The sequence below is a fragment of the Rhizobium sp. N731 genome (assembly GCF_001664145.1).
Taxonomy (GTDB): Bacteria; Pseudomonadota; Alphaproteobacteria; order Rhizobiales; family Rhizobiaceae; genus Rhizobium; species Rhizobium esperanzae.
Genome location: NZ_CP013601.1, coordinates 971051 through 990957 on the forward strand (window position 1 = coordinate 971051; position 19907 = coordinate 990957).

The window sequence follows — 19907 nt, forward strand, 5'->3', positions numbered from 1 at the left end:
TCCTGTCATCTCAGCCGTTTACTTCGAAAAACCCCGTGCTACTGTCGTTAACGGGGAATTTTGCAGGCAGAGTTGTTGATGAGTCAGTCGAAACGCCCGGGTGTGACGGAAATACATGTACCGTTTCGCGATGTCGATATGAACGGCCGGATGTTCCTGGCTTCCTATATTTCCTATGCCGAATCCGTCATTGCGAGCTTCTGGTCGGCTCGGCCCGAGGTCGAGGACGAACCGGTCTATAACGCCAGCAAGATTACCTGCGTTCTCCACCGCCCGCTGCATTACGACGAGCCGGCCCTTTTTACCGCCGCCGTCGACAAGATCGGCGTGCGTTCCATCGGCTTCCTCGTTTCGATTGACACCGGCGAGGAACGCGCCGCCGAGGTGGAGATCATCTGGCAGGCCCGCAGCGGCGAGGATCAGCAGCCGGCCTCGCTGCCGGAGGAAACGCGCGATTGGCTTTATGGGTTTTTGGATTAGGTCACTCTATCTCGTCGCCATGCTTGCGACCAGATCGCTGAACCTCTCTCCCTGAATGCCGACATGCGTCCGCAGCAGGCGGCGGGCCTCGTCGCCGTCTCCGGCAAAGATCGCATCGACGATGGCGCAATGTTCTAAGAACGAGGTCGACAGGCGGTTGCGCACGCGCAGCTGCAGACGGCGATAGGGCCGCAGGCGCCGATGCAGTTGCGCGCATTGCTCCTGCAGGAAATCGCTGCGGCTCGCGGCGTAGATGGCCTTATGGAATGCCTCATTGTCGTAATAATAGGCATCGCTGTCACCGGCGGCGGCGGATTGTTCGCAGCGGCTGTGGGTGGCGGTGATCGCTTCGCGGGAGGCCTTGTCCAGCCGGCGGGCGGCGAGCGAGCCCGCCAGGCCCTCGAGCTCGGCCATGACCTCGAACATCTCGTAGATCCGGTGCGGTCCCGGATCGATCACGACCGCACCCCGGCGCGGACGGATTTCGATCAGCCCGATGGCGTCAAGCTGCATCAGCGCTTCGCGCACCGGCGTTCGCGACACGCCGAACCGATTGGCAAGCACGGTTTCGTCAAGCCGTTCGCCGGGGGCGAATTCGTAGGAAAGTATCGCATTTTCAATCTCATCCCGAAGCCACCGGCCGACATTCTCGGACATTTGTCTCACATCCTTCATACATAAACGCCATTCTTGTATACACAAATGTTGACCTCGTGTACGAAAGATGACAATCTACATACTACCGGCGAAACCCGGCGATGGGAAGCGATGTCCGATGGCTGCATCGAGCGGCGTCTTCGAAAGAGAGGAGAATGGCATGCCCGAGGCGTCTTTCTTCACCGACATGCTGCAAAGCATCACGGATCACGGTCGCCAGCTTTTGTTTTCCGGCTCACGCAACACGCAGGCCGCCGCCAAAGCCGATCTTCAGACCCTCTGTGAAATGCTCCTGTCGAGCCGGGGTGAAGCATCTGGCATAGCCCTTGCTGCCGAAATACTCGATCGCTGGGGCGCGCTCGAGAGCGAGGATGCGCAGAAATTCTTTCATATGCTTCATGAGAAATTCGGGCCTGATGCAAGCAAGCTCGACCAAGCGATTGAAAATTACCGTACGGACAAGAGCTCCGCCGCGGTCATTGCGCTCCATCAGGCAGCCGAGCCGCGGCGCCAGGAGCTGCTGCGCCGGTTGAACCATGCGCCGAACGGCACCGCCAGGCTGGTGCGGATGCGTCAGCAGCTGCTTGCTTCCGAAAACCGATCCGAAGCCTATCACGCGCTGGACGCCGACTTCACGCACCTGTTCGGCTCCTGGTTCAATCGCGGCTTTCTGACGCTGCGACCCATCGATTGGTCGACGCCGGCGTATATCCTCGAAAAGATCATCGAATACGAGGCCGTGCACGAGATTGCCGGCTGGGAGGAGTTGCGCCGTCGCTTAGCGCCGGCCGACCGTCGATGCTTTGCCTTTTTCCACCCGCGGCTGGCCGATGAGCCGCTCGTCTTCGTTGAAGTGGCGCTCACCCGCTCCGTGCCGAAGGCGATCGCAGATGTTCTCGATGAGGGGCGGGAGCAGATCAACGCCGACGAGGCGACGACCGCTGTCTTCTATTCGATTTCCAACTGCCAGGACGGCCTGCGCGGCATCTCCTTCGGCAATTTCCTGATCAAGCAGGTGGTGGAAGATCTGCGCAAGGACCTGCCGGGCCTCAAGAACTTCGTCACGCTGTCGCCTGTCCCGGGCTTTGCCCGTTGGCTTGCCAAGCTGCGCGCCGCGACCGGCGATCGGTCTCTATCCGAAGCGGCGTTGAAAACGCTGACCTTGCTTGACGATCCGGACTGGCCCGACAACGAGAGCAGCGCGGCCGATGTGGAGCGCGTGCTACTGCCGCTTGCTGCGCGCTACTTCCTGACAGAACGCACGCCGGAGGGCCGCCCGGTCGATCCCGTCGCCCGCTTCCATCTCGGCAATGGCGCCCGGCTTGAAAGAGTGAATTTCCTCGGCGATCGCTCGCCGAAGGCGATGCAGCAGGCGCACGGTCTGATGGTCAACTATCTCTACAAGCTCGACGACATCGTGGCCAACCACGAGGCCTTGGCGCAGCGCGGCGAGGTGATCGCCTCGCCTGCGGTCAAAAGCCTGCTCAACCAGAACGACGAAGGCCGCCGCGGCGGCAATGGCCAACAAGGCTCTCGAGCCTTCGCACAGATCATGAATTCAACGCTTGGAGGGCGAAAGTGAGCAACCATCTTTTCGACGCCATGCGGGCGGCTGCGCCCGCTGACGCACCGTTCATGCGGACCGGCAGCGGGCAGACATGGAGCTATGGCGACGCCTTCGCTCTTTCCGGCCGCATTGCCGGCGCGTTGGACACGCTCGGCATTCGCCCCGGCGACCGGGTTGCGGTGCAGGTCGAGAAAAGCGCCGAGGCATTGATCCTCTATCTCGCCTGTCTGCGCAGCGGCGCCGTCTACCTGCCGCTCAACACCGCCTATACGCTGGCCGAGCTCGATTATTTCATCGGCGATGCGGAGCCGCGTCTGGTCGTCGTTGCCTCGGCTGCTCGCGAAGGCGTCGCGACGATCGCCCAGCGTCACGGCGCGATCGTCGAAACGCTCGATGCCGACGGCAGCGGCTCGTTGCTCGATCTGGCGCGCGACGAGCCGGCCGATTTCGTCGACGCGTCGCGCTCTGCCGACGATCTGGCTGCGATCCTCTACACCTCGGGAACGACGGGACGCTCCAAGGGGGCGATGCTCACCCATGGCAACCTGCTGTCGAACGCCCTGACCTTGCGGGACTATTGGCGCGTCACGTCAGACGACCGGCTGATCCACGCCTTGCCGATCTTCCATACGCATGGGCTGTTCGTCGCCACCAACGTCACGCTGCTTGCCGGCGCCTCGATGGTCCTGCTGTCGAAGTTCGACGCCGACGAGGTCGTTTCACTGATGCCTGAGGCAACGATGCTGATGGGCGTTCCGACTTTCTACGTGCGTCTCCTGCAAAGCCCGCGCTTCGGCAAGGAGGCGGCAGCCAACATCCGCCTGTTTATCTCAGGTTCGGCGCCGCTGCTTGCCGAAACGCATACCGAGTTCGAGGCCCGGACCGGCCACGCGATCCTCGAGCGTTACGGCATGACGGAAACCAACATGAACACCTCCAACCCTTACGACGGCAAACGCATTGCCGGAACGGTCGGCCTTCCGCTGCCTGATGTGAGGGTGCGCGTCACCGATCCCGCAACCGGGCTCGTGCTGCCGCCGGAACAAACCGGCATGATCGAGATCAAGGGGCCGAACGTCTTCAAGGGTTATTGGCGCATGCCGGAAAAGACCGCGGCCGAATTCACCGGCGACGGCTTCTTCATCAGCGGCGATCTCGGCAAGATCGACAGCGACGGCTATGTGCATATTGTCGGCCGCGGCAAGGACCTGGTGATCTCGGGTGGCTACAACATCTATCCGAAAGAGGTCGAGAGCGAGATCGACCGGATCGAGGGCGTGGTCGAGAGCGCCGTGATCGGCGTGCCGCATCCCGATTTCGGAGAAGGCGTGACGGCCATCGTGGTGCGCAAGCCCGGCGCCGTACTGGACGAAAAGACCATTGTCGGCGCCCTGCAGGATCGTCTCGCCCGCTACAAACAGCCAAAACGCATCATCTTCACCGAGGACCTGCCGCGCAACACGATGGGCAAGGTTCAGAAGAACATCCTGCGGCAGCAATACGCCGATCTTTACACCAGGACGTAAGGCGACTGCCCTCTGGGAGGAGGGCGCGTCGGTATCCGCATCAACATCGCAAACAGCAACCACGGCGCTGGAGGCGTCGGAGGGAGGGGAATCATGGGTATTGAAATACTGGCCATAGGCCTGCTCATCGCTATGTTCATCGTTGCGACGATCCAGCCGATCAACATGGGCGCGCTCGCCTTTGCCGGCGCCTTCGTGCTCGGCTCCATGACCATCGGCATGAAAACCACCGATATTTTTGCTGGCTTTCCGAGCGATCTGTTCCTGACGCTCGTCGCCGTCACCTACCTCTTCGCCATCGCGCAGATCAACGGCACCATCGATTGGCTCGTCGAATGCGCCGTCCGTCTGGTGCGCGGACGCATCGGCTTGATCCCCTGGGTGATGTTCCTCGTCGCCGCCGTCATAACAGGTTTCGGGGCGCTTGGGCCTGCCGCCGTCGCCATTCTCGCGCCCGTCGCCTTGAGCTTTGCCATCCAGTACCGCATTCACCCGGTCATGATGGGGCTGATGGTGATCCACGGCGCCCAGGCGGGCGGCTTTTCGCCGATCAGCATCTATGGCGGCATCACCAATCAGATCGTCGCCAAGGCCGGCCTGCCTTTCGCGCCGACCTCGCTGTTTCTCTCGAGCTTCTTCTTCAACCTCGCGATCGCGGTGCTGGTCTTTTTCGCCTTCGGCGGCGCAAAAGTCATGAAGCACGCGCCGACAACATCACCTGGCCCCTTGCCCGAACTGCATCCCGAGGGCGTGTCGGCGTCGATCAGGGGCCACGGCGGCACGCCGGCAAAGCCGATCCGGGAGCATGCCTACGGCACTGCGGCCGATACCGCTGCGACACTGCGTCTGAACAATGAGAGAATTACGACCCTGATCGGCCTGACGGCGCTCGGCATCGGCGCCCTGGTTTTCAAGTTCAATGTCGGCCTCGTCGCCATGACCGTGGCCGTCGCCCTGGCGCTCTTGTCCCCGAAGACGCAGAAGGCGGCAATCGACAAGGTCAGCTGGTCGACCGTGCTGCTGATAGCAGGCATCATCACCTATGTCGGCGTCATGGAGAAGGCGGGTACCGTCGATTACGTGGCGAACGGCATATCCAGCCTCGGCATGCCGCTGCTGGTGGCGCTTCTGCTTTGCTTCACCGGTGCCATCGTTTCGGCCTTTGCGTCCTCGACCGCGCTGCTCGGCGCAATCATCCCGCTGGCCGTCCCGTTCCTCATGCAGGGCCATGTCAGCGCCATCGGCGTCGTCGCCGCCATCGCGATCTCGACGACGATCGTCGATACCAGCCCATTTTCCACCAACGGTGCGCTTGTGGTCGCCAATGCGCCGGATGAAAGGCGCGAGCAGGTCCTCAAGCAGTTGCTGGTCTACAGCGCGCTGATTGCCATCATCGGCCCGATCGTCGCCTGGCTTGTGTTCGTCGTGCCGGGGCTGGTGTGACGAGGAGCCTGTGAACCTCTCCCTTCGGCCGTGGGCCATCGCCCGCGGCCTTTCCTTAAGGGAAGTGGCGATGGCCGACGATATCAGCTACGAGACCCTCAGAACGCACCTGAGAAACATCTATGCCAAGCTCGGGGTCAATTCCCGGGTCCGCCTGGTGTCGCTGCTGATGCGGTGAATACTCGAGGCGCAATCCCGGTCTTCATCGGTGTGCGGGAGCCAGGCTCAATATTCCGAACCGCTGCTGTTGTTCAGATCGTGACGTTCCGTCCCCTTTAGCGGCGGATTGAAGATGCTGACCAGGATGAGATCCTCGTCCTTGCCACCCCGCAAATAATGGCGATCATGTTGGTCGAGAACGTAGATGTCGCCGACGCGGATGGGAAAGACATTGCCGTCCATATCCTCGACCTCGCCTTCTCCCTGAATGCAATAGCAGGCTTCCAGATGGTTGCGGTACTGCAGCAGCGCTTGCGTGTTGGCGCGAACGACAGTGTGGCAGACCGTAAACCCCATCCCGTCATCCCGCGTCAGCAGACGATGGCTCGTGCCATTGCCCCAATCGACGAAACGCTCGGTCTGCTCCACGTCTTTCAGGCTTCTCACAAACATGTTCTTCTCCTCGAAAATGGCGGAGATGGCTCGATCTCCATGATCCATTAGGCCCTGAAATCCACGCTTGCTTCAAATGATCTAAATTGCGAAAACTGTTAGAATAATTTACATGTTTCTCCCGGATTTGAGGTGAGTGAAGGAGCCGATTCCGGCTCTCATGTGAGGAATTCGAACATATGCAGCTGCCGCCGCTCAACGCATTGAGGGCCTTCGAAGCGACAGCCCGGCTGATGAGCCTGTCAAAAGCCGGAGACGAGCTGCATGTGACCCATGCCGCGATCAGCCACCAAATCAAACATCTGGAGACGTGGCTGGGGCGCAAGCTGCTGCAGAAATCCGGACGCGGCGTTGCGCTAACGCCGGCGGGTGCCGAATATTATCTGGCCGTCTCCGGCTCATTGGCAGCCATCGCCCACGCAACGGGCAATATGCGCCGAGACCACAATATGCGCTCGATCACCGTCGGCTGCATTCCTTCAATCGCGTCGCGCTGGCTGGTTCCCGCGCTTCCGTCTTTCCGGGAGAGTGATCCCGACCTTGACGTCAGGATCGTCTATGCAAGAGCGGAAGAACGCTTCGATGACGAAAGCCTGGATGTTCTCATCACCATGGGGGAAGACCTGTCGGGAGGGCGGGAGAGCAGGCTGCTATTCTCCCGGCGCAACCAGCCGGTGGCGAGCGTCCATTATCTGGCAAAGCGGAATTGGACTATCGAGAACGTTCCCTTTGCCACGGCCGACCTCCTGCATGACGAATCCATGGACGGCTGGAGAGAATGGTTCCGCAAGGCCGAGATAAAGCCGGCCGCGCCGATCCGCGGGCCGATCTTTCAGGACTTCAACATTCTTGCCACGGCAGTGATCGCCGGTCATGGGATCGCTCTATGTCCTGTCGAGGTGTTTCGGCGAGAGATCGAACGCGGCGACCTCGTCGTGCTTTCGGATATCTCGACGGCCGAGACCCAGGGATATTACCTGATCACCAACTCCTCGGCGAAGAAGCCGGTGCGTCGTTTCGCGGAATGGTTCATGAAGGAATGCCAAGCCGTTGGACTGCGGTAGAACCGTGCGGAGATAGACGCTGAAGGGCGAAATGCTCGGGAGGAGCGATCGGCACAAACGCGGATCAAGGTGCGCGCTTGTTCGAAACGGCCGTTGATGTTAGGAAAAGTGCATGGACAATACCGTGATCAGCACTTTCGTGATGATGATGCCGCGCTCATAGCGTGGCGGGTTTCGTGCGTCCATAAAGCACCAGCGACCGCCCTCGAGGCGGTCTTTTCATGGGTCGATCCGTCTCGTCGGCAACAACAGCCTTCGAAAGGAAACGCCGATGAACGAGATCTACATCACCACCTCCATCCCCTACGTCAATGCCGCGCCGCATGTGGGGTTTGCCCTCGAGCTCGTCCAGGCCGATGTCTACGCCCGTCATCTCAGGCTTCTCGGCCGCGACGTCAGGTTTCAGTGCGGGACCGACGACAACAGCCTGAAGAATGTCAGGTCGGCGGAAGCCGCGGGACTGCAGGTGGAAGACTTCGTCAATGCGAATGCAGACCGGTTCGAGCGCCTGGGCGGCCAGCTTGATATCTCCAACGAGGAATTCGTGCGAACCTCCCGCGACCCTAGGCACGCCGCCTGCGTCCACGCTTTGTGGAGGGCATGTGCCGGAAACGGCGACCTTTACCGTAAGGCCTACGAAGGCCTCTATTGTGTCGGTTGCGAGCAATTCTACGAGCCTTCGGAACTCGATGACGGGCGCTGCCCGGAACACCGCATTTCCCTTGAGGTCATCCGGGAGGAGAACTGGTTCTTCCGTCTTTCCCGATACGGCGACCGGCTGACCGAGCTCGTCGAGAGCGGCGAGCTTATGATCGTTCCCGCCCATCGGCGCAACGAAGTCCTCGCCCTACTGCGGCGTGGCCTGACCGACATCAGCGTGTCGCGCAGCGCCGAACGGGCGCGAGGTTGGGGCGTTCCGGTTCCCAATGGAGATGAGGTCGTCTACGTCTGGTTCGACGCCTTGGCCAACTACCTCACAGGTCTTGGTCACGGGTCCGATCCAGCCCTGTTGCAGCGTTATTGGAACGGCGGCCAACGTGTCCACGTCGTCGGCAAGGGCATTTCCAAGTTCCACGCCATCTACTGGCCGGCCATTCTGCTGTCCGCCGGCCTGCCGCCGCCGTCGTCGATCCTGGTGCACGGTTATGTCACGCTGGACGGCAGGAAGATCGGCAAGTCGGCCGGTAATGGCATCGATCCGGAACGCATTATCCAGGCTTACGAAACGCCGGACGCGCTGCGATATTACCTGCTCCGGCATATACGCTCGGGAGACGATGGCGACTTCTCGGCCGAGCGTCTCGACGCGGCATGGTCGGGCGAGCTCGCAGGGCAGCTCGGAAATCTCGCCAACCGCGTACTTGCCCTTCTCTCGGCATCGTTCAACGGGATCGTGCCGCCCGTGCCGGACAACGAATTCGTGCAGCAGGCGATCCGTCTCCCCGGGAAGGTGGCTCGGGCTTTCGATGCCTACGAGCTCCATGTGGGCCTCGCTCATATTTTCGAGTTTGTCGCCGAGGCGAACAGACGGTTTACAAAACAGACGCCATGGGCGGATGCGAAAGCGTTGCGTGACGATTTAACTCCGGAAGGCCGAACGGCGGCCGCTGCCCGTCTTGGCACCTGCCTGGCGGAACAGGTCTACGGCCTCGCCATCATTGCCCGTTGCCTCCTGCCGTTCCTGCCGGGCTCGGCCGCAGCGCTGCATGCCAGGCTCGGAATACCGTCTCCTCGCCTCTATCGGGATCCGCTGATCGTGGATGGGGTCAAAGCCGCCCCGCAAGCCGTCCTCTTTCCCCGAAGAACGGCCGCGTGACGGCCGCAGTCCAGACAAATTACTCTGCGCTGTAACTTCGGCAGCGCAGAGCGAGGGCCTCAAGTGACAAGGAGAGGTTTTCCAGCATGTCATGAAACTTTCATATTGAGGCCATTGCGAAAACCGAAGAATAATCTACAAATTTGGTCAGGAAACAAGAATTCCTGAAGCAAACGAAAGGAAACTGATTGGATTCTTATCTTCTGACGACCATGCTCGTCGCTGGTGTCCTGGCCTTTGCCCTCACGGCGGTAAGAGCGGGGACAACCACCCAAACCACCGCAAACACCAGGCGCAGCCCGGATTCAGGTGGCGATGGTGGAATTGGGATCGAGGTCTCTGATGACGGGGCTGCGATGGCGGGGATGGAGGTGGCGGGGACGGAGGTGGAGGAGACTAGATCAAACGGAAATCGATAGAATGCCCGACCGCCTCAAGGCGGTTTTTTGTTGCCCGAACAACACTTCGTACAAGCCCGGAATCTCAGACCCGCGCGGAGATTGCAGAACTGATCTGACGGGCTGATAGACGAGCGAATCCGGCACGCAATTCAATTTTGGGGTCGTCGCAGCAAACATGTGCCCTATCTCAGTCGGGTCGGCGCTGGGGCGAAGGTGTTGGAGACAATCAATATGGCAAAGTCTGCGGCTGGAAGCCCGTATATTTACGGGATCGACGCACTGCGATTTGTATGCGCGCTCATGGTGACCGTATTTCATCTTGGATTTGCTTCCTGGGCTTCGCCCTTATATCTCCGACCGTATCCAATGCCCGAGATCGAGAACATCGCCCAACCCGGCTGGGTTGGCGTCGAATTGTTCTTCGTCATATCGGGCTTCGTCATCGTCAACTCCGCCGCTTCCGCCAGCGCCATGTCCTTTCTCAAAGGGCGCATTCTGCGGCTCTATCCGGCGGTATGGATCTGTGCATCGCTGACGCTGATCATCATCGCGACGCAAGACGTCAACAGGCGCGTCCTCTGGAATTATCTGCGCTCGATCACGCTCTATCCCGGCGGGCCATGGATAGATGGCCAATATTGGACGCTGGCATGCGAGATCTGTTTCTATGCCATCGTCTTCATCATGTGCGCGACGCGGCAAAAGACGAGGATGCCTGCCCTGGCGCTCGGCCTGTCGTTGGCCAGCACGGCATTCATTGCGCTGTTATACGCCTTTCCCGATGCAGCCATCCCGGCCATATTCACCGAGACCGCCTGGCGGGCCATTCCCTTCTATTATGGCTGCCAATTCGCTGTCGGCATCTACATATGGCTGCTGTCTCAGGGTCGGATGAACCGAATTTCCTGGCTGGGTTTCCTCTGCGCCCTGGCGACGGGGACTGTTCAGATCTACATGGCAGGCGAGAACACCAGCGACCGTACGCTCGCCGCAGCGGGCCATTTCTTCTCGTCGTTTCCCGCAATCGCAATCTGGGCGGCGGGGCTGGCGTCGATCGTTGCAAGCGTCGGATACAGCAAGCGGATCAGTCACCTGCCGGCCTCCTTCCTTCAATCGGTGAAGACCCTCGGCTCGATGACCTATCCGCTCTATCTCCTGCATTTCGCCATCGGCGTCCAGCTTCTCGACTGGTTGACTGCTCTGGGATTGGCGCCGCTCCTGGCGCTGGTTTTCGCCGTCGCGCTCGTCTGCGCAATGTCGCTTGCGGTGTGCAAATGGGGAGAGCCGCCGACCCGCAGGATCTTGCGAGGGTTCCTCGACCGGCTTGGTCAGCGCGCTGCCGGATTTCAGGCGAAGGAGTCTCGGGCTTAGGGGGCAATCGAGGAGAAGGTAGGCCGGAGGCGTAATGACGTCCGATTTCCCCGTCTCGGTTCTTGCCTTGAAGTTTACCCCACTCTCCGTCCTGCTCGGGCACCCGAGCATCCATGTGGCCTCTTGCAGCACGGGGAATGGATTCCAGGCTCAAGGCCTGGAATGACCGAGGTTGAGGAGATCGAGCGGCAGGGGGCCCCTCCACTCAAGGCCCCTGCCGCAGAGCCCACTCCACTCTTGCTCGTGCTCGGGCTTGGCACGCGCATCCACGCGACTTCCTTCAACGCAGAATGGCCGCCTTGGCGCGGAAGGCGGCCATTGTCGGTATGCTCAGCAAGTCGGCCGTTACGCGCTCAAGCGCGCGCCGGCAGCAGGGGATAACCGACCATGACGGCGCGGCCGAGGAGGGCAGCGACGACGGCCTTGATCACATCGCCCGGAATGAAGGCCATCGAGCCGACGAAGGCTTTCGTGAAGCCGAGGCCTGCGACCGTTGCGAGATAGGTGATGCCGAAGGCGTAGAGCACGACGATGCCGCCGATCATTGCGGCGAGGAAGAAGCTCACCGTCTGCACCAGACCGGACTGCCCGTGGTTGACCAGCCGCTCGCTGAGATAGCCGGTGACGAAGGCGCCGAAGATCCAGCCGACGAGGAAGCCTGCTGTCGGCGAGGCGAAGATCGCCAGGCCGCCGCGGCCGCCGGAAAGCACCGGCAGGCCGATCGCGACCAAGAGCAGCACGATCAGCACGGCGATCGCGCCGCGCCGGGCGCCGAGCACGACGCCGGCCATCATGACCCCGAGCGACTGGGCGGTGATCGGCACCGGAATGAAGCCGAGCGAAATCGGCGGCAGCAGGCCGAGCGCCACGATGATCGCGGCAAAGAGGGCGGTAAGGACGAGGTCGCGAGTGCTCATCATGAACTCCGTATTAAGAAATCGTTAACTTCCATGCCGCCGAATGCGGCGCGCGTCAATCGCAGCGGCGACATTATCCGCGTCCTTCAGCGTCAGAATGATCAGCGGCGCCAGCAGGCTCGTCGGCCGGACCTTCAGCCCGCGAGCTTTGTGCGCCTCGCGGATCGCCTGATAGCGGTTGACGATCTCTGGAACGAAACGCAGCACCAGGCCGAGCGCGAGGCCGATATCATCGGCCTGAACCCGGCCGGTGCGTTCGAGCGGGCGGGCGAGCGCCGTCACCTCGTCGATGAACTCGGTAATGGTCGTCGTCGCCGTCACGCTGGCGGCGAGAAGCATCAGCGCCGTCAGCCGCAGCACCGGCACGAGTGCCGCCTGCCAAGGGTTGAAGATGAGGTTGAAGAGGGCGACAACCGCAATCGTCAGGAAGATCGGCCGCAGCCGTAGCAACGCCTCGCCGATCGGCAGGCCGACCGTACCGTAGAGAACCGCCGCCACCAGCACGGCACCCGAGAGCAGAAGCAGATTGTGGCTGATAAACAGCAGGATGGCGAAGGCCGTCAGCGACAGGAGCTTTGCCCGCGGCGAGAGCCGGTGCATGCGGCTCTTGCCTTCGACGTAGAGCGATTGCATCAGGCGGCGATCTCCCTGTAGCGGGCGATGGCTTCGGCCGCCGGCTCATCGGCGGCGAGCCGACCCTCGTGAAACACGAGCACCCGCTCGAAACCGGCGATCAGCTCGAGGTCGTGGGTGATGACGATGGCGCTTTCCGGCAGTCCGGCGATGATCCTCTCGACCAGCGCCCGGTTTTTGAGATCGAGCTGGTTGGTCGGCTCGTCAAGGATGAGAATGCCCGGGCCGGTCGCCAGCACCGAGCAGAGCGCGGCCACCTGCAGCTCCCCGCCGGAAAGCTCGTGCGCCCGGCGATCGGCCAGCGCCTCGGCGCCGAAGCGGGCGAGCACCCCCTCGACCCTTGCCTCGATCTCCGCCTTGCTGAGGCCGCGCCGCTTCAGCCCGAAGGCAATGTCGTCCTTGACGATCGGCAGGATGATCTGATTCTGCGGCGACTGAAAGATGAAGCCGACATCGGTGACAGCAGTCTTCTCGTCGGCCGTATCGCGGCCGTTGACGATGACGCGGCCGGTGGTCGGCTTGGTCAGCCCGTTGATCAGCCGCGCAAAGGTGGTCTTGCCCGAGCCGTTCAGCCCGATGACGCCGATGCGTTTGCCGGTGATGGCGAGCGTCAGCGGCTCCAGCGCCACCCGCGCTCCGAAACTGACACCCGCACTTTCGAATTGAATGTTCAAACCAACTACCTTGCATTCGGTGACGTGACACAGGAGGTCAACATCATGCGACGCTTGACCGCCTTATAGTGGGGAGATTTGCGAAACAGCCCCTCATCCGGCTGCCGCCACCTTCTCCCCGTAAACGGCGCGAAGGGGATATGCCGCGACCTCTCCGTCCCCAGTTGCCTCTCATGGGGCACGTCCCCTTTCCCCGTCAGAACGGGGAGAGGGCTAGGGTGAGGGGCAGAAATCGGCGCCAACCTGACAGCGCTCCTTCTATACGGTCGACCCTCCTCGGTGAAAGAGCAAATCTCGCTGTCGATATCGGGTGGCTAGGAAGATTTTCCGGATTATGATGTGGCCATGACGAATCTGCTGTCCAATTCCGATGCGCGCCGCGTCTTTCTTGCCAAGCAGGGCCTCAGCGCCCCACCGAACCGCGCCTTGACCAGGGCCGGCCTGCTGCAGTTGATCCACGATCTCGGCTTCGTCCAGGTCGACAGTATCCAGACGGTGGAGCGGGCGCATCATCAGATCCTGTTTTCCCGCAACCAGACCTATCGGCGCGAGCATCTGAAGGCACTGCTCGAAAAGGAACGTGCGCTGTTCGAGCACTGGACGCACGACGCCTCGATCCTGCCCAGCGCCTTCTTCGTCTATTGGAAGCACAAGTTCCGCCACCAGGAAAAAGTCCTCGTCGAGCGCTGGCGCAAATGGCGCGGCGAGGGTTTCGAGGCGGCTTTCGAGGAGACCTATGAGCGTGTGCGGCGCGATGGCGCGATGCTGGCGCGCGACGTCAAGGCCGATGGTCATGTTTCCGGCGGCTGGTGGAACTGGCATCCGAACAAGACGGCGCTCGAATATTTCTGGCACACCGGCAAGTTCGCCATCGCCGGCCGCTCGAATTTCCAGAAGATCTATGATCTGACCGAGCGCGTCATCCCGGCCGAATTCCGCGAGCCGGAGGTCAGCCGCGAAGACTTTGTCGATTGGGCCTGCCGCAGCGCGCTTGCCCGCCTCGGTTTTGGCACCCACGGCGAGATCGCAGCCTTCTGGAACCTTGTGTCGCCCGACGAGGCCAAGGCCTGGGTATCAGCCCATCGCGACGAGCTGAGCGAAGTGCTGATCGAACCGGCGCTCGACGGCAAGGCACGGCCATCCTGGGCCTTTGCCGACTTTCTCTCGACGCTCGACAGCCATCCCGATGCTCCGCCGCGCATCCGCGTGCTCAGCCCCTTCGACCCGATGATCCGCGACCGCAACCGCACCGAACGCCTGTTCGGCTTCTTCTACCGCATCGAGGTCTTCGTGCCCGAAGCCAAGCGCGAATATGGCTATTACGTCTTCCCGCTGCTCGAAGGCGACCGCCTGATCGGCCGCATCGACATGAAGGCCGACCGGAAGAAATCGACGCTCGACGTCAGGCGGCTCTGGCTGGAGCCGGGCGTGAAGCCTTCGTCCGGGCGGCTGGAGCGGCTGGAGGCGGAGCTCGAGCGGGTGGCGCGGTTTGCCGGGGTGGAGAAGGTGGTGCTTTTGGGGGGGTGGAGAGGGTAGTCGAATTACTCTCTGCCCGTCTCTGCGCCTTTACAAGGGAGGCCGTAAGTGCCGGCCGAATGAATACGTTTCTGTACGCCGACGGCGATTTTGGCAAACAACGCCAACCACACTCTCCGTCATCCCAGGCCTTGAGCTGGGATCCATGCGACTGCTGCTGATGGATGCGGCGTGGATGCTCGGCTCAAGGCCTAGCATGACGGAGAGGGGGGTGCAGAGGAGAAACCCATTCACCGCGCAGAGGCCTAGCGAAGTCAGGTAGCCGGTCATGGCCTTGATGACGGAGGGGAGGGCCTCCCCTCAGCAGATCTCCGTCTTGCTGATCTTGATGCCGAACCCTTCCAGACCGACATAGTGGCGCTCGCGGCTGGTGAGCAGCTTGATCGAGCTGACGCCGAGATCCTTGAGGATCTGGGCGCCGAGGCCGATTTCCAGCCATTCGCTCTCGCGCGTCTGCGCCTCGGTATGGGCTTCACGGCCCTGGTTGCGGGCCTTGCGGCCGTTGTCGTAATGGCCGACGCCGACAGAGCCTTCGCGCAGATAGACGATGACGCCGCGGCCTTCCGCAGCGATCTTCTCCATGTAGAAATCGACCGGGCTCTTCCTGCCGAAAAGGTCCTCGGCAACGTTTTCCGGATGCAGGCGCACCGGAATGTCGACGCCGTCGCGGATGTCGCCGAAGACAACGGCAAGATGCTGCATCGGGTCCCAGGGCAGGGAATAGGTATGGGCCTTGGCCTTGCCGAACGGCGTGTCGATGTCGAAGCTGGTGCCGTGCTCGACCAGCGTTTCCTTGCGCTGGCGATAGGCGATGAGATCGGCGACGGAGACGAGCTTCAGCCGGTGCTGCTCGGCGAATTCGACCACCTGCGGACCGCGGGTGACGGTGCCGTCGTCATTGACCAGTTCGGAGATGACGCCGATCGGCGGCAGGCCGGCAAGCTTGCAGAGATCGACCGCGGCTTCCGTATGGCCGGAGCGCATCAGCACGCCGCCTTCACGCGATACCAGCGGGAAGATGTGGCCGGGACGGACGAAATCGGCGGCCCCGACATTCGGATTGGCGAGGTTGCGCACCGTCAGCGTCCGGTCGTCGGCCGAGATGCCGGTCGTCGTGCCGTGCTTGAAATCGACCGAGACGGTGAAGGCGGTCGTGTGAGCCGAATCGTTCTCGGCCACCATGGCGTTGAGGTTGAGGCGCTTGGCCTCTTCCTTCGGCATCGGCGCACAGACAATGCCTGAGGTATGGCGCACGATGAAGGCCATCTTCTCCGGCGTGGTGTGCACGGCGGCGACGATCAGGTCGCCCTCGTTCTCGCGGTCATTGTCGTCCATGACGACGACGATTTCGCCGGCCTCGAAGGCCCTGATGGCGTCGACGACGCGTTTCTGATCGTAAGACATGGACGCTCCTATTTCAGACGGCCGGTCTGGCCGCGGTCGCGAAGATAATGATCGGCAATGGCGCAGGCGACCATCGCCTCGCCGATCGGCACGGCGCGGATGCCGACGCAGGGATCGTGCCGGCCCTTGGTGCGGACGTCGACATTCTTGCCGTCGGCATCGATCGATTGGCGTTCGGTCAGGATCGACGAGGTCGGCTTGACGGCGAAACGCGCGACGATCGGCTGTCCCGTCGAGATCCCGCCCAGAATACCGCCGGCATTGTTGGAAAGGAAGATCGGCGTGCCGTCATTGCCCATGCGCATTTCGTCGGCATTGTCTTCGCCTGAGGTTTCGGCGGCGGCAAAACCATTGCCGATCTCGACGCCCTTGACGGCATTGATCGACATCAGCAGCGAGGCGATATCCTGGTCGAGCTTCGAATAGATCGGTGCGCCGAGACCGGCGGGCACGCCTTCGGCAATCACTTCGACGACCGCGCCGATCGACGAGCCGGCCTTGCGGATACCGTCGAGATACTCCTCCCAGACAGGCACGATCGCCGCATCCGGAGAGAAGAATGGGTTCTGCCCGATCTGCTCCCAATCCCAGTTGCTGCGGTCGATCTTGTGCTTGCCGATCTGCACCAGCGCGCCGCGCACCGTAACACCCGGTACGACGAGGCGGGCGATGCCGCCGGCCGCAACCCGGGCGGCGGTCTCGCGCGCCGAGGAGCGGCCGCCGCCGCGATAGTCGCGAATCCCGTATTTCAGGTCATAGGTGTAGTCGGCATGGCCGGGGCGGTATTGCCGGGCGATCTCGCCATAATCCTTGGAACGCTGGTCGGTGTTCTCGATCAGCATCGAGATCGGCGTGCCTGTGGTCGTCATCGTCTCGCCGTCGGCATCGAGCATGACGCCGGACAGCACCTTCACCAGATCGTCCTCGCGCCGCTGCGTGACGAAGCGGGATTGTCCGGGCTTGCGCTTGTCGAGCCAGACCTGGAGATCTTCGAGCTTGAAGCGCAGCCCCGGAGGGCAGCCGTCGACGACGCAGCCGAGCGCCGGACCATGGCTTTCGCCCCAGGTGGTTACGCGGAAGAGGTGACCGAATGTATTGTGCGACATGTGTTCCCACGGCGGCGCCAGGGCCGGTCGCCGCCGGCCGCGCCATTGCTTGAAAAGGCGCGACACTCATAGGCCAAAAAACCGCCGAGGCAAAAGCCTTTCTTTGCGTCAAACCGGCAGTGGCGGAAATGCTGTTTCCGTCCTTGCAACGGAAGGGCCGTCACGAAGCCCGAAAGAAAAGGCGTGGTTAACGCAGCGTCTTGATTATGTTTAAAATGCGATTCATCAATTGGGCGGGAAAAGCCATCCTTACGGGCAATTTTCGCCATATTCAGGAGATTATCTGTGGCCAGTGTTCTCGTGCAGCGTTTCAAGAGGATTGTTGCCATGCGTTTCGTCGTCGCCACGCTTTTGGCCACAGCAAGTTTCCTGTCGCCGATGAGCGGTTTCGCCGAGAGCGCCGATGTCGAGGCGACGATCAAGAAGGTCGACACGGCCAATCTGGTGCTGACGCTCGACGACGGCAAGACCTATCAGGCGCCCGAGGAATTCAACTTCGACGGCCTCGAAGCCGGCGTCAAAGTGATCGTCTTCTATACCGAGGTCGACGGCAAGCGCGTCATCAACGATCTCGATATCGTCAAGTAGCTGGCAAATGCCGAGATCGGCGTATAAAATTCACTTTCATTCGGTTACATATGTACACTAGACACGGCGGTGCATGCCAACCGTCTGGGACATCACGGCCGTTATGGAGAATGATCTATGAAGCACGCCTCGATCATAGTGCGCGCGGATTGGGATGAAGAGGCTGGCGTTTGGGTTGCCAGCAGCAACGATATCGAAGGGTTGGCCGTTGAGGCGGATACCCTCGAAGCCCTCGAGCCTAAGGTTATCGCAGCGATCACCGATCTCTTCGAGCTGAACGGCTTTACGTCGAGCCTGCCGGAAATCCCTATTCACATCATGGCCGAACAGCTCGTTCGCATTCCCAATCCGTCCTATTGAGCGCATGGCCGGCTATCTCCGCGAGCTCAAAGAGTTGCTGTTGAAAGCCGGCTGCGAATATGTGCGGTCGGGAAAGGGCGACCATGAAATCTGGTACAGTCCGATTTCCGGCCGTCATTTCACGGTCGATCATGGTGTAAAATCCCGCCATACAGCCAATGAAACGCTGAAACAGGCCGGACTTCCAAAGGCATTCTGATGGGGGATGGCTTGGCAGCCCCCTACAGCCAGACGATCTTCCGCTCGGTAGTATCGATCCTGACGATCTGATCCTGTGGGATGCCGCCTTCAGCAGCGGTGCTCTTCGGCAGGTCGGCGATCATCTGGAAAAGCGTGCGGATGACGCCGCCATGGGTGACGCAGACCGTCGGGCGATCGACGGAGCGCAGCCATGCGCCGGTGCGCCAGGAGAGGATCTCATAGCTTTCGGCGTCGTCGCCGGGCGGGATGAAATCCCATTTCGAGGCATTGCGTTCGGCCACCCGCTCGGCCTGCGTCGCCTTCAGCTCCTTGAGCGTCGAGCCTTCCCAGTCGCCGAAGGAAATCTCCACCAGCCGGGGATCGGTGCGATAGGCAAGCGGCGGGAGGCCCATGGCGGCGCGCATGATTTCCATCGTGGCGCGTGTGCGTCCGAGCGGACTTGCGACGAAATCGAATTCGCCGACCGTCTCACCGAGAATCTCGGCCAGCGCAATGCCGTTCTGCCGGGCCTGTTCCAGGCCCGTGGCATTCATCGGCACGTCCTTCTGACCCTGCAGGCGGCGCTCGGCATTCCAGTCCGTCTGACCGTGTCTGATCACATAGATAAGCACGGTCCAGACTCCGGAGGCATTTAGTCCTTGACGACCGAAATATCCGGCGCGTCGACCGCCTTCATGCCGATGACATGGTAGCCGCTGTCGGCATGATGCACTTCGCCGGTGACCGAGCGCGAGAGGTCGGACAGCAGATAGAGGCCGACGTCGCCGACTTCCTCGATCGTAACCGTGCGCCGCAGCGGGGCATTATATTCGTTCCACTTCAGAATGTAGCGGAAATCGCCGATGCCGGAGGCGGCGAGCGTCTTGATCGGCCCGGCCGAAACGGCGTTGACGCGGATGTTCTGCGGCCCGAGGTCGACGGCGAGATATTTGACGCTCGCTTCGAGGGCGGCCTTGGCGACGCCCATGACATTATAGTTCGGCATGACCTTTTCGGCGCCGTAATAGGTCAGCGTCAGCATCGAGCCGCCATCCGTCATCAGCTTCTCGGCGCGGCGGGCGACCGACGTGAAGGAATAGACGGAGATCTGCATCGTCTTGGTGAAATTGTCGGGCGAGGTGTCGATGTAGCGGCCGGTCAGCTCGTCCTTGTCGGAAAAGCCGATCGCATGCACGAGGAAGTCGATCTTGCCCCAGAGCTTTTCGACATTTTCGAAAACCGCGTCGATGGTAGATTCGTCGGCGACGTCGCAGTGGCCGACGAGCGTCGCATCGATTTCGGCTGCAAGCGGCTCGACACGCTTCTTCAGCGCATCGCCCTGATAGGTGAGCGCAACTTCTCCGCCCTGCGCATGAATGGCCTTGGCAATACCCCACGCAATCGAACGATTGTTGGCGACACCCATGATGACGCCGCGTTTGCCTGCCATGAGGCCGGATGCTTGAGCCATATTTCGCTCCCTAGGATTCTGATCGATCCTGCCTATGGCATAGGCCGTTAATCGGTTCAAGCTTGGCCTGGATCATCAACTGTTAGGGATCGTAACAAAGG

At 61.4% G+C, this 19907-nt stretch carries 21 protein-coding genes and 1 pseudogene; 12 read left to right on the forward strand and 10 right to left on the reverse strand.

What is annotated here, in order from left to right:
- Positions 1-78 precede the first annotated feature (78 nt).
- Positions 79-480, forward strand: coding sequence for an acyl-CoA thioesterase (locus AMK02_RS04755; RefSeq protein WP_064800894.1), 402 nt, complete (start codon positions 79-81; stop codon positions 478-480).
- A 6-nt stretch (positions 481-486) separates the two neighbouring features.
- On the opposite strand, the gene AMK02_RS04760 is transcribed toward AMK02_RS04755, so the two are convergent.
- Complete coding sequence (locus AMK02_RS04760; RefSeq protein ID WP_064800895.1) at positions 487-1137, reverse strand: GntR family transcriptional regulator; 651 nt, start codon at positions 1135-1137, stop codon at positions 487-489.
- Between the two features lie 160 nt (positions 1138-1297).
- On the opposite strand from AMK02_RS04760, the gene AMK02_RS04765 reads away from it, so the two are divergent.
- The 4 genes and pseudogenes from AMK02_RS04765 to AMK02_RS29910 all read left to right on the forward strand — a co-directional run.
- Entirely contained in the window at positions 1298-2719 is a 1422-nt protein-coding gene (locus tag AMK02_RS04765) for a malonyl-CoA decarboxylase (RefSeq protein WP_064805931.1), read from the forward strand.
- The gene (locus AMK02_RS04770) at positions 2716-4230 is read left to right on the forward strand and encodes a malonate--CoA ligase (RefSeq protein WP_064800896.1); all 1515 of its coding nucleotides are present in this window, start codon (positions 2716-2718) and stop codon (positions 4228-4230) included. Before AMK02_RS04765 ends, AMK02_RS04770 begins: the two co-directional genes overlap by 4 nt.
- Positions 4231-4323: 93 nt before the next feature.
- Positions 4324-5673 (forward strand): SLC13 family permease, encoded by a 1350-nt coding sequence (locus tag AMK02_RS04775; RefSeq protein WP_064800897.1) that lies wholly within the window; start codon positions 4324-4326, stop codon positions 5671-5673.
- A 34-nt stretch (positions 5674-5707) separates the two neighbouring features.
- Positions 5708-5851: pseudogene (locus tag AMK02_RS29910) on the forward strand (LuxR C-terminal-related transcriptional regulator); the annotation flags it as partial.
- 47 nt (positions 5852-5898) lie between these two features.
- On the opposite strand, the gene AMK02_RS04780 reads toward AMK02_RS29910, so the two are convergent.
- Positions 5899-6285: an ectoine synthase gene (locus tag AMK02_RS04780; RefSeq protein WP_011424271.1), complete on the reverse strand. Its 387-nt coding sequence runs from the start codon at positions 6283-6285 to the stop codon at positions 5899-5901.
- A 179-nt stretch (positions 6286-6464) separates the two neighbouring features.
- On the opposite strand from AMK02_RS04780, the gene AMK02_RS04785 reads away from it, so the two are divergent.
- The 3 genes from AMK02_RS04785 to AMK02_RS04800 all read left to right on the forward strand — a co-directional run bounded on the left by AMK02_RS04785 (position 6465) and on the right by AMK02_RS04800 (position 10937).
- Positions 6465-7349, forward strand: a complete 885-nt coding sequence (locus tag AMK02_RS04785) for a LysR substrate-binding domain-containing protein (RefSeq protein ID WP_064800898.1) — start codon at positions 6465-6467, stop codon at positions 7347-7349.
- 271 nt (positions 7350-7620) lie between these two features.
- Positions 7621-9165, forward strand: coding sequence for a methionine--tRNA ligase (metG, locus tag AMK02_RS04790; RefSeq protein WP_064800899.1), 1545 nt, complete (start codon positions 7621-7623; stop codon positions 9163-9165).
- A 632-nt stretch (positions 9166-9797) separates the two neighbouring features.
- Positions 9798-10937, forward strand: a complete 1140-nt coding sequence (locus AMK02_RS04800; protein WP_064800901.1) for an acyltransferase family protein — start codon at positions 9798-9800, stop codon at positions 10935-10937.
- A gap of 353 nt (positions 10938-11290) precedes the next feature.
- Here AMK02_RS04800 and AMK02_RS04805 read toward each other — a convergent pair whose 3' ends face one another.
- From AMK02_RS04805 to AMK02_RS04815, 3 genes are read right to left on the reverse strand one after another with little or no spacing between them, the layout of a single operon-like run.
- Complete coding sequence (locus AMK02_RS04805) at positions 11291-11854, reverse strand: biotin transporter BioY (protein WP_011424275.1); 564 nt, start codon at positions 11852-11854, stop codon at positions 11291-11293.
- Positions 11855-11878: 24 nt separating this feature from the next.
- On the reverse strand, positions 11879-12487 hold the full coding sequence (locus AMK02_RS04810) for an energy-coupling factor transporter transmembrane component T family protein (RefSeq protein WP_064800902.1): 609 nt from the start codon (positions 12485-12487) through the stop codon (positions 11879-11881).
- Complete coding sequence (locus tag AMK02_RS04815) at positions 12487-13161, reverse strand: energy-coupling factor ABC transporter ATP-binding protein (protein WP_064800903.1); 675 nt, start codon at positions 13159-13161, stop codon at positions 12487-12489. Before AMK02_RS04815 ends, AMK02_RS04810 begins: the two co-directional genes overlap by 1 nt.
- Before the next feature lie 345 nt (positions 13162-13506).
- Here AMK02_RS04815 and AMK02_RS04820 point away from each other — a divergent pair, with 345 nt between their 5' ends.
- Entirely contained in the window at positions 13507-14697 is a 1191-nt protein-coding gene (locus tag AMK02_RS04820; protein WP_064800904.1) for a winged helix-turn-helix domain-containing protein, read from the forward strand.
- Between the two features lie 300 nt (positions 14698-14997).
- On the opposite strand, the gene ribB is transcribed toward AMK02_RS04820, so the two are convergent.
- The 3 genes from ribB to AMK02_RS31040 are packed head-to-tail and all read right to left on the reverse strand — an operon-like array spanning position 14998 to position 17536.
- Entirely contained in the window at positions 14998-16101 is a 1104-nt protein-coding gene (ribB, locus tag AMK02_RS04825; protein WP_064800905.1) for a 3,4-dihydroxy-2-butanone-4-phosphate synthase, read from the reverse strand.
- An 8-nt stretch (positions 16102-16109) separates the two neighbouring features.
- Entirely contained in the window at positions 16110-17207 is a 1098-nt protein-coding gene (gene aroC, locus AMK02_RS04830; RefSeq protein ID WP_064800906.1) for a chorismate synthase, read from the reverse strand.
- Positions 17171-17536: a hypothetical protein gene (locus AMK02_RS31040; RefSeq protein WP_123876175.1), complete on the reverse strand. Its 366-nt coding sequence runs from the start codon at positions 17534-17536 to the stop codon at positions 17171-17173. The genes aroC and AMK02_RS31040 overlap by 37 nt, the downstream gene beginning before the upstream one ends.
- Between AMK02_RS31040 and AMK02_RS04835 the strand changes: the two genes are divergently transcribed.
- From AMK02_RS04835 to AMK02_RS04845, 3 genes are all read left to right on the forward strand, one after another.
- Positions 17535-17795 (forward strand): DUF1344 domain-containing protein, encoded by a 261-nt coding sequence (locus AMK02_RS04835; protein ID WP_003569889.1) that lies wholly within the window; start codon positions 17535-17537, stop codon positions 17793-17795. The two genes, AMK02_RS31040 and AMK02_RS04835, sit on opposite strands and share 2 nt — an antisense overlap.
- Positions 17796-17912: 117 nt before the next feature.
- On the forward strand, positions 17913-18155 hold the full coding sequence (locus AMK02_RS04840; RefSeq protein WP_064800907.1) for a DUF1902 domain-containing protein: 243 nt from the start codon (positions 17913-17915) through the stop codon (positions 18153-18155).
- Between the two features lie 4 nt (positions 18156-18159).
- Entirely contained in the window at positions 18160-18354 is a 195-nt protein-coding gene (locus AMK02_RS04845; protein WP_064800908.1) for a type II toxin-antitoxin system HicA family toxin, read from the forward strand.
- A 22-nt stretch (positions 18355-18376) separates the two neighbouring features.
- Here AMK02_RS04845 and AMK02_RS04850 read toward each other — a convergent pair whose 3' ends face one another.
- Together AMK02_RS04850 and fabI are read right to left on the reverse strand one after the other, a co-directional pair.
- Positions 18377-18967: a histidine phosphatase family protein gene (locus AMK02_RS04850; protein ID WP_064800909.1), complete on the reverse strand. Its 591-nt coding sequence runs from the start codon at positions 18965-18967 to the stop codon at positions 18377-18379.
- 20 nt (positions 18968-18987) lie between these two features.
- A complete protein-coding gene (gene fabI, locus AMK02_RS04855; protein WP_064800910.1) occupies positions 18988-19806 on the reverse strand; it encodes an enoyl-ACP reductase FabI in 819 nt (272 codons plus the stop codon).
- Positions 19807-19907: the final 101 nt, after the last annotated feature.

Excerpts from the sequence above, each read along its gene's own strand:
- AMK02_RS04755 (WP_064800894.1), top strand. The coding sequence starts at position 79 with ATGAGTCAGTCGAAACGCCCGGGTGTGACGGAAATACATGTACCGTTT.
- AMK02_RS04760 (WP_064800895.1), bottom strand. The coding sequence starts at position 1,137 with ATGTCCGAGAATGTCGGCCGGTGGCTTCGGGATGAGATTGAAAATGCG.
- AMK02_RS04765 (WP_064805931.1), top strand. The coding sequence starts at position 1,298 with ATGCCCGAGGCGTCTTTCTTCACCGACATGCTGCAAAGCATCACGGAT.
- AMK02_RS04775 (WP_064800897.1), top strand. The coding sequence starts at position 4,324 with ATGGGTATTGAAATACTGGCCATAGGCCTGCTCATCGCTATGTTCATC.
- AMK02_RS04780 (WP_011424271.1), bottom strand. The coding sequence starts at position 6,285 with ATGTTTGTGAGAAGCCTGAAAGACGTGGAGCAGACCGAGCGTTTCGTC.
- AMK02_RS04785 (WP_064800898.1), top strand. The coding sequence starts at position 6,465 with ATGCAGCTGCCGCCGCTCAACGCATTGAGGGCCTTCGAAGCGACAGCC.
- metG (WP_064800899.1), top strand. The coding sequence starts at position 7,621 with ATGAACGAGATCTACATCACCACCTCCATCCCCTACGTCAATGCCGCG.
- AMK02_RS04800 (WP_064800901.1), top strand. The coding sequence starts at position 9,798 with ATGGCAAAGTCTGCGGCTGGAAGCCCGTATATTTACGGGATCGACGCA.
- AMK02_RS04805 (WP_011424275.1), bottom strand. The coding sequence starts at position 11,854 with ATGAGCACTCGCGACCTCGTCCTTACCGCCCTCTTTGCCGCGATCATC.
- AMK02_RS04810 (WP_064800902.1), bottom strand. The coding sequence starts at position 12,487 with ATGCAATCGCTCTACGTCGAAGGCAAGAGCCGCATGCACCGGCTCTCG.
- AMK02_RS04820 (WP_064800904.1), top strand. The coding sequence starts at position 13,507 with ATGACGAATCTGCTGTCCAATTCCGATGCGCGCCGCGTCTTTCTTGCC.
- ribB (WP_064800905.1), bottom strand. The coding sequence starts at position 16,101 with ATGTCTTACGATCAGAAACGCGTCGTCGACGCCATCAGGGCCTTCGAG.
- aroC (WP_064800906.1), bottom strand. The coding sequence starts at position 17,207 with ATGTCGCACAATACATTCGGTCACCTCTTCCGCGTAACCACCTGGGGC.
- AMK02_RS04835 (WP_003569889.1), top strand. The coding sequence starts at position 17,535 with ATGCGTTTCGTCGTCGCCACGCTTTTGGCCACAGCAAGTTTCCTGTCG.
- AMK02_RS31040 (WP_123876175.1), bottom strand. The coding sequence starts at position 17,536 with ATGGCAACAATCCTCTTGAAACGCTGCACGAGAACACTGGCCACAGAT.
- AMK02_RS04840 (WP_064800907.1), top strand. The coding sequence starts at position 17,913 with ATGAAGCACGCCTCGATCATAGTGCGCGCGGATTGGGATGAAGAGGCT.
- AMK02_RS04845 (WP_064800908.1), top strand. The coding sequence starts at position 18,160 with ATGGCCGGCTATCTCCGCGAGCTCAAAGAGTTGCTGTTGAAAGCCGGC.
- fabI (WP_064800910.1), bottom strand. The coding sequence starts at position 19,806 with ATGGCTCAAGCATCCGGCCTCATGGCAGGCAAACGCGGCGTCATCATG.